7 protein-coding genes are annotated in these 7,436 nt (G+C 57.2%); all 7 read right to left on the bottom strand.

Features of this window, described 5'->3' with window-relative positions; genetic code table 11:
- Positions 1-27: 27 nt before the first annotated feature.
- The 7 genes from EKD03_RS02025 to EKD03_RS02055 all read right to left on the bottom strand — a co-directional run bounded on the left by EKD03_RS02025 (position 28) and on the right by EKD03_RS02055 (position 7,357).
- Complete coding sequence (locus EKD03_RS02025; protein ID WP_129626764.1) at positions 28-681, bottom strand: DUF6962 family protein; 654 nt, start codon at positions 679-681, stop codon at positions 28-30.
- Positions 678-959, bottom strand: coding sequence for a DUF507 family protein (locus EKD03_RS02030; protein WP_129626766.1), 282 nt, complete (start codon positions 957-959; stop codon positions 678-680). The genes EKD03_RS02025 and EKD03_RS02030 overlap by 4 nt, the downstream gene beginning before the upstream one ends.
- A gap of 215 nt (positions 960-1,174) precedes the next feature.
- The gene (locus EKD03_RS02035) at positions 1,175-4,231 is read right to left on the bottom strand and encodes a S8 family serine peptidase (RefSeq protein ID WP_129626768.1); all 3,057 of its coding nucleotides are present in this window, start codon (positions 4,229-4,231) and stop codon (positions 1,175-1,177) included.
- A 35-nt stretch (positions 4,232-4,266) separates the two neighbouring features.
- Positions 4,267-5,484, bottom strand: a complete 1,218-nt coding sequence (locus tag EKD03_RS02040; protein ID WP_129626770.1) for a patatin-like phospholipase family protein — start codon at positions 5,482-5,484, stop codon at positions 4,267-4,269.
- 23 nt (positions 5,485-5,507) lie between these two features.
- Complete coding sequence (locus EKD03_RS02045) at positions 5,508-6,038, bottom strand: polyhydroxyalkanoate synthesis regulator DNA-binding domain-containing protein (RefSeq protein WP_129626772.1); 531 nt, start codon at positions 6,036-6,038, stop codon at positions 5,508-5,510.
- A 167-nt stretch (positions 6,039-6,205) separates the two neighbouring features.
- Positions 6,206-6,673, bottom strand: a complete 468-nt coding sequence (locus EKD03_RS02050; RefSeq protein ID WP_174842792.1) for a phasin family protein — start codon at positions 6,671-6,673, stop codon at positions 6,206-6,208.
- Positions 6,674-7,063: 390 nt separating this feature from the next.
- Entirely contained in the window at positions 7,064-7,357 is a 294-nt protein-coding gene (locus EKD03_RS02055) for a PP2C family protein-serine/threonine phosphatase (protein WP_274542390.1), read from the bottom strand.
- Between the last annotated feature and the right edge of the window lie 79 nt (positions 7,358-7,436).

Consider the following 7,436-nt stretch of genomic DNA (forward strand, 5'->3'; position numbering starts at 1 on the left):
GCGCCGCCTTCTAGGGAAGCCTGTTGATCAGGCATCAAGCCCGGCCCGCAACCCCGCCGCCAAGAGTGGCAGGCCCGCGAGTTGGACAATGTGGAAGAGGCCGTTATGGTCGAGGGGGATGCCCAAGACGGTGAGTTCAAGATTGCTCGACTGGATCGCAGCGGCGATGATCGAGATCAGCACCCCCGCCGCCATCTGCTGAGCACCAGCGAGTTGCCCCGCCTGGGCCAAGCGCACATACGCCCCCAGCGCAAAGAGCATCGCCAGCGCCTCATAGATGATAAAGAGGAGAAAACCGCGCTGGAGGCGCTGCGTGAGCAGAAAGAAACCCAGCGCACTCAGCAACAAGCCCGGCAGCGCCCGCCGCGCCACGCGCTCCCCGGCCAGATCGCCGAGTGCCCCGGTCGCAAAGAGCGCCACCGTCCCCCCCAGGGTGAGATTGAGCGGCTTCCAGAGCGCAACCCGGCGCTCGTCGGGCATCTCGAAGCCATGCACAACCGCACCGAGGAATCCAGAGAAACCGAGAGTTCCGAACGACCCCGCCCACACCCCCACCTTCCACGGGGATTGCTGGCGGTAGCCGAGCAGTTTGGCCGCGTAGCCCAGCGCCACCACGCTGATCAACGCATCGGTGGCGGCAGTGGTACGCTCGGTGGGGCTGGCAATAATCGCGAGGTTCATAGAATAATCCGGCGTTCCGCGATCAGACGGGCGCGGGTCTTACGATACAGATCGTCATAGTTCAGACGGCCCATCGTGATCTCATATTTGTAGGCTTGCAACATCTTGTGGACTTCGGCATCCAAACGTTCCTCAACCATCAGTTCATCAGTCACGATCTCTTTAATCGCAAGCCGCAGATCACTGTCACTAGCCTGGAAGAGCACGCCGTCAACTTCGGCGAGGTGATCAACCAGAGCGTCGGCAAGGGCTTCGATCTTTTCGGGCGAGAGTTTCATGGGTACCTCATGGACAGGTGTGACACAACCAACTGTAGGGGCGAAGCATCGCCCTCCATGTGATGCTCTTCACCTCAGCCACATTGCTGGGTGATGCTTCGCCCCTACTTGATGCAGGTATTGTACCCCATGGTGGGGGTTCGGGGGCGGCGAAGCCACCTCCGAAAATCTTTATTGGTGGTGTTTTGGTGGCGAAGCCACCAAAACACCACCAATTACCGAAACACCACCAGGAGGTAGATCGTACTCACGGCTGGCAGCGTCTCCATCCGCACCGTCAGCGTAGTGCTGGGTGTCACGCGATCATTACTCGTCACCAGCACGTCGGCACTGAGCGGCCATCCGCTCAAATTCCGCATCCACACTAGGCGCAGCGGGATATTCACACTGCCCCCGGCGGGAATGCTGCCGGTGGTGTTGCCCGTCAGGCTGGCCCAGAGCGCAGTTGAAGGTTGCGGGCGTAGTTCTATTGTCTGGCCACTGCCCAGACTCAGCCCGCTGCCACAGCCTAACGACTGGACAGTGCTGCTATTCTGCTGTATCCCCACACTGGCGAGGTCATCTTTTTGGATACCATCAACCTGCTGGTAATTAAAGATCACCCGCCCATCGCGGTGCAGCAACACCTGGAAGGTGAGCGGCGCAGTTGCTCGGTTGAAGATCGGCACTGCTTCCCAACTCACCAGAAAGCCCTCACTGATCCGCGCATAGCTCACTGTACCGCCCTGGCCAGGATTGAGATCGAGGTGCAGTGGGAAGATGGCAGCACTGCTGGTCTCACTGATCGGTGGGCATTGCGTAATCGGGCCAGAAGGACTACCCAGTTCACTAAAACTCAACACTCCATTGGCACTGATCGCCACGCTGGTGTAGCTTTGGCCAAAGAAGGTGAAGGTGAAATCCAGGTTAATCATGCCACTCGAACTATCATCATACAGCGTCAATGGAACAGCATCGTCTGGCGGCACAATCCACCCCGCACTCGGCCCATCGCTCTGGGTGCTGCGCCACACCCCGTACTGGGTTGTGGGAATCGTCGCGCTGTAGGTGAGCGGTTGGCTGCCCGCGTTGCTCAGGTTGAGGTTGATGGTTGGGGGTTCCCCCAAGGCCACGCTTGCAGTCTGAAGCTGCGGACCGGCAGTGAGGCGCGGTTCATCCAGCACGAGCGCGAAGTTCTGGCTGCGCACTGCCCCGGCTTCAAGATTCAGACTCACCGTTTGGGACGCATAGTAGCGCGCACTGCCTCGCAGTTGGATGCTCGCCGCCACCGGGACGATCAGCGTGTAGTTGCCGTTCGCGTCGGTCTTGACCAATGCGCCCCCGACGACCTCGACCGTTCCAACCAGGGGTGTACCATCATCCGCACGGGTAATTTGGCCACTCAGGGTGGCATAGCCGGGATCGTTGGCTACCGTCACACTCATCGGGATCACCAGCGGGCTAAGGGTCAGATCGCTACTGTGGACAAGGATCTGCGCCGTGTAGGTGCCGGGGCCAGGCAACTTGGCTCCATCAATCGTCACCTCCAGATCGGTGCTGGTTCCTGATGCCAGACTGTTCAGGGTGGAACTCGGCACACTCAGCCAGGGCACATCCACCTGCGCCGCCAGTGTGGCCGCATACGCATCGAGCCGCCCATAACCATACACATTGTTGGGACTGCTGCTGACATGGCACAGGCTGAAGTTGCTGCCATCAAAGCTGCTATCGCTGCTGATCGGCACCGCGTTCTGGGTCAGGAGTTGGTAGGTAGCCGCATAATCCCCGATCAGGCTGGGGTTGGCCGACCAGAGCAGCGCCACTGCTCCGGCCACATGCGGGGCGGCCATCGAGGTTCCATTCATCGAATCATAGCTCAGATTGGACATCGTCGAGACAATATTCTGCCCCGGCGCGGTCAGGTCAGGCTTGAGGCGGCCATCATGACTCGGCCCGATCCGGCTAAAGTAGGCCAACTGATCGCTCTGGGTTACCGCACCGACCCCCACCACCTGGGCATAATCGCCGGGGGAATGTACGGTTGAGCAGGTAGTATTGCCGCCGTCAATATTCCCCGCCGCAAAGACCGGGAAGATACCCGCAGCGCGCCACGCAGCCACATAGCCACTGTACCAGTTATCATTCCCGACCCCCGAACTCCACGAGTTGTTGATGATCTGCGGGCGCAGATCGGGGCGCGGGTTTTGGCCATTCAGATCGGTAGGGGCCAGCATCCACTGCGCCGCTTCGATCAGATCCTCGTTTGAACAGTAGGTAGTCCCACATGCACGCGCCGAGATCCAGGTGGCTCCTGGAGCCACACCCACCGCTGGGTTGCTGGCATCTGCGTTGGCAACCATTGTGCCCATCGTATGCGTGCCATGATTGCCCGAATCGACCGGGTTAGGGCTGTTACCAAAGGGGTCAAACCAGTTGTAGTTGTGGTTCACCCCACTACCCGTATTACCCCGGTAGGCTCCGTACAGCGCCGGGTGGGTATAGGTCACCCCGCTATCAATATTGGCCACGGTAATCCCCGTTCCGCGCACCCCGATCTCATTCCAGACCCGATCCGCACCGACTTGCACGAGGTTCCAGCATGTGTTGGCCGCGTCGGGCAGGCAGTTACTGGTATCGGCTAGGGTACTCGTTTCGAGGCTCATCAGGTGGTTAGCCTGGAGCAGCGCCACCTCACTACGCGCCGCAATCGCCGCCAGATCCTGGGCATTGCCCTCCACCGCAATCGCATTCACGATCCAGAGCGGGGTGAAATTCAGCCGGCGCGCCTTGAGCATTGCCCGCAACCCGGCCTGAGTACGCTCGGCATGGGCGCTGAGGGTTTGGTAGACATACGCACCACGCTCGCGCCAATCGCGCAGGCCATAAGCCGCACTTAACGGCGCTTGGTCACGGAGAAAGACCAGCATGGTCGTGGTAGCTTGCGGATCAGCGGCGAAAGCAGCACTGAGTTCAGGGTCAACCCGTTGTGCCTGATCGGGGAGTGGCACAGCGGCCAGTTCTGCCGGAATAACCGCATTGAGACGAGCTCCTGCGGCTTCGTCAAGTGCCTCGTAGATCTGCGGGCTAAGCGTGGTTGCGCCAGTATTCTGGATACTGAGAGTGATTGAGGTTCTGCTAGTCAGGCTCACACTAGCCGTAATCGCAGTGGGGCTACTGGTAAGGGGCGTGGTTGCGGCCAGCGCCGGTCGTGGTGCAACCGGCGCAAAGCTGGCGGCAAGAAGTGTTGCGAGCAGCGCAACGAGACATCCAAGTGTGCGAAAAGAGACGCGCATCAACAACCTTCGGTGGCCCTATGGATGGCGCAAGATTAGCTCTGCCCCTCATCCATACGCCCAATCACACGCTCAAGTTCGGCGAGCGAATGAGCCAAATCGGGTGGTGTCTGGCTCAGCGCACCATCACCCATCATAATTGAGCGCACCGCAGCGACATCATCGCCATACTTTTCGAGTTCGATCAGATCCTGGCGGATACGCTCATCATTAATCTTTATACCATGGGTGCCGAGCAGGTGGCGATAGTGATCGAAATGCTGCTGGAGATGGGTCGAGACCGTCTCAAAGGCATGGCGGGCGATCTCGGTACGCGAATGGTAATTCATCGCACTATCCCGGAACATCAGCCGGTCATTACGGCTAGGTTCAATCAGGATAATATCCACCTTGGGGTGGCGACGGCGGATCTGCTTAATATGGTAGTGCAACCCGGCGTGGATGAAGGTACGGAAGACCTGATGGCCAATCTGGAGAAGACCCTGATCATTGATCGCATGGCCGGGTTCGTGGTCACTATTGTCGAAGGGCACCAGCGGGTTAATACAGACAATCAATTCGGCCCCAGCCTCAATCGCCACATCCAGGCTTACCGTACCACGAATCCCGCCATCAATATAATCGTGGCCGTTAATACGGACAGGGCGATAGAAGAAGGGGATGGCCGCCGAAGCCGACACCGCCTCAGAGATAGGAATACCAGCGAGGTGGCCATGGCCAAAGATCGCCCGATCTCCAGTATCCAGATCGGTCGCAATAATCGCCAATTCACGTTCTAGTTCGTGGAAATGATTAGTACGCCCCGGCATCTCCAAAGCTGCGCGGACATAGCGTTCCAGAGCGCGACCATCATAGATACCACTTGGCAAAATCGGTGCGAAGTGCTCCAACATCTCCAAGAGCGAGAAGCCCTTCCCAGTGAAGAACTGGCTCATCATGCCCGTCATACCAAAGGGGAGATATTGCAGGCGGGTGAAGATCGAGGGAAAATTGAATGCGAAGAGATGGTGTGGTTCGAGCTGATCGATCCCCAACGTAGAGCTATCCAACACCGAGAGCAAGGTACGTGGCGAGATATTATTGGCCAGACATGCACTCACCAACGCTCCCGCGCTAGTTCCGACATAACTATCAAACTCATTGACCGTCTTCTGCTCCAGGAACTGGTCAATCGCACACAGCGCACCGATCTCATATGCGGCACCCGTCACTCCGCCGCCGGCCAGAACCAGTGCGAATTTGCTCCGTTGCATGGGTGCTCCTTTGTACGTCCCGCCTACTTCTTCTTCAGTAATTGATCCACAATCTCCGCCAAGGCATCAACCTGAGCATGGAGCCGCACAACATCGTTATGGCTAGGCACACTCATCTCGCGGCTCTCAATATGAGCACGTGAAGATTCAGCGAACTCATGGCGCAACAGCAGTTGTCGCCAACGGACACTCTCATCGGCAGTGATCTCATCACGCTCGATCAGCGTATCGAGACGGCGGCCAATCTCCGCTTCGATCAGATCATTTCCGCCCAGCGAGGTGAAGAGGGTTTGGCGGAGGCTAGCGATAGTATCGCCACCAAGCTGGATCATCCCCGTAAGGAAGGTTGCTGGAAGTTGGGGAATACTGCGCCCACGCGACTGAAGCACCACCTGAGCCAGGATGCTAGAAGTAATATTTTCGCCAGTCTCATTGTCGAGGATCTGTACGGCCTCGTCATCCTGCACCAACTTGGCAATCCCATCAAGGGTGATGTACTGTTTGCGGTTGGTGTGGTAGAGCTTGCGATTGGCGTACTTTTTGATGATATGCATACGCCCTCGTGATGATAGGTTGGGATGCGGGTGTGTTGCGTAGTATAACACACTGCGTTGGGCGTCTGGGGGGAATTTTTATCACCATCTACAATGCCGTCAAAGCCTAGCTGATTGCTCAGCCAGGCTTTGGTTGCTGTAGTTCGGATATTGAGTAATCGTAGCCGCTACTCTTCGGCCTTAGGGGCAGCCTTGCCCTTAGGTGTCGGGGCATCCTGAACGCGGCGTAGCTCATCAACCCGCCCGGCGAGGTGGGCAATCTTAGCGCTCAGATCGTCAATGTCGCGCTTGGAGGGAATATTGAGCCGATTGAGGAAGTGCTCCAAGTTATTCTCGATCTGGCTACCAATAGTGGTAACCCCACTCTGGATCTGGCTGGTCTGGGGTTGGGCAGTCTTACGCAGACGCTCCACGGTCTCATCAATGAGGTTCTGGGCATCCTTCTGAGCGATCTCGCCGCGCTCCACGAGCCGATTGATGAATTCCTCGGCTTCATCACGGCTGAGTGCCAATGCGCCCACACCCGCCAGAATCAGCTTACGAATCACCTCAACCATCTGGGTGCTGTTGGCGGCTATTGTGTTCGGCTCGTCAACCTGGCGGACGTTGACCTCGATCTCTTCAACGCTGGTCATGGTCATCCTCCTGTATGGTAGGTTTGGGAAAGCAATATGTAGGCAGCACCACGCCTACGGTAGTATCATAGCATGATGGAGTGGTGTACAAGTATAACGCAGTGCGTCATACAGAGAGTATAACACGCTGCGTTATACTCGTCAAGGGCAATACATTAAATCTTCAGGGTGTGTGCAAAGTCACCTCCGGTGGGGGTTTGGGGGCATGTATCCGTTCACGATGGGGGTAAACGGATTGCCACTCCTACCCAAAACGACAGGTTGACGCAAAGGCGCGAAGACGCAAAGGTTTTGTTGCAGGCTTTGCGCCTTTGCGTCTTCGCGTCAAAATCTTGATGTTCGGGGTAGCGTGAACAGTTACGGGGGCATAGCCCCAAGGACTTTGCACGATTAATGCACCCGCACCACCACTATCGTCATATCATCGTGGGTGGGGGCACCCTCTGCAAAACGATCAACCTCACTCAGGATATGGTCAATCAGATCGTTTGGTTCGAGGTGGCCCCAGGTAGCAACAAGTGCCTCTAAACGATCAAAACCAAAGAGTTCATGGGAGTGGTTATGAGCTTCAACGATTCCATCGGTATAAAAGACCAACGTATCACCATGACAGAGATCGAGTTCAATCTGATCATACTCGACACTAGTCATTATCCCCAACGGTAACGCAGGTGGAGCATGAATAACTCACCTTACGCAGTACGTATGTACGGATAAAGACGGTCTTTCGTGCCAGATCATGCTCCTTGCGTCGCCCGTAGCG

The organism is Candidatus Oscillochloris fontis, from assembly GCF_004138135.1.
GTDB classification, from domain to species: Bacteria; Chloroflexota; Chloroflexia; order Chloroflexales; family Chloroflexaceae; genus Oscillochloris; species Oscillochloris fontis.

What these genes read in the sequence shown, in the direction of transcription:
- EKD03_RS02025 (WP_129626764.1), bottom strand. Translation starts at nt 681, where the DNA reads ATGAACCTCGCGATTATTGCCAGCCCCACCGAGCGTACCACTGCCGCC.
- EKD03_RS02030 (WP_129626766.1), bottom strand. Translation starts at nt 959, where the DNA reads ATGAAACTCTCGCCCGAAAAGATCGAAGCCCTTGCCGACGCTCTGGTT.
- EKD03_RS02035 (WP_129626768.1), bottom strand. Translation starts at nt 4,231, where the DNA reads ATGCGCGTCTCTTTTCGCACACTTGGATGTCTCGTTGCGCTGCTCGCA.
- EKD03_RS02040 (WP_129626770.1), bottom strand. Translation starts at nt 5,484, where the DNA reads ATGCAACGGAGCAAATTCGCACTGGTTCTGGCCGGCGGCGGAGTGACG.
- EKD03_RS02045 (WP_129626772.1), bottom strand. Translation starts at nt 6,038, where the DNA reads ATGCATATCATCAAAAAGTACGCCAATCGCAAGCTCTACCACACCAAC.
- EKD03_RS02050 (WP_174842792.1), bottom strand. Translation starts at nt 6,673, where the DNA reads ATGACCAGCGTTGAAGAGATCGAGGTCAACGTCCGCCAGGTTGACGAG.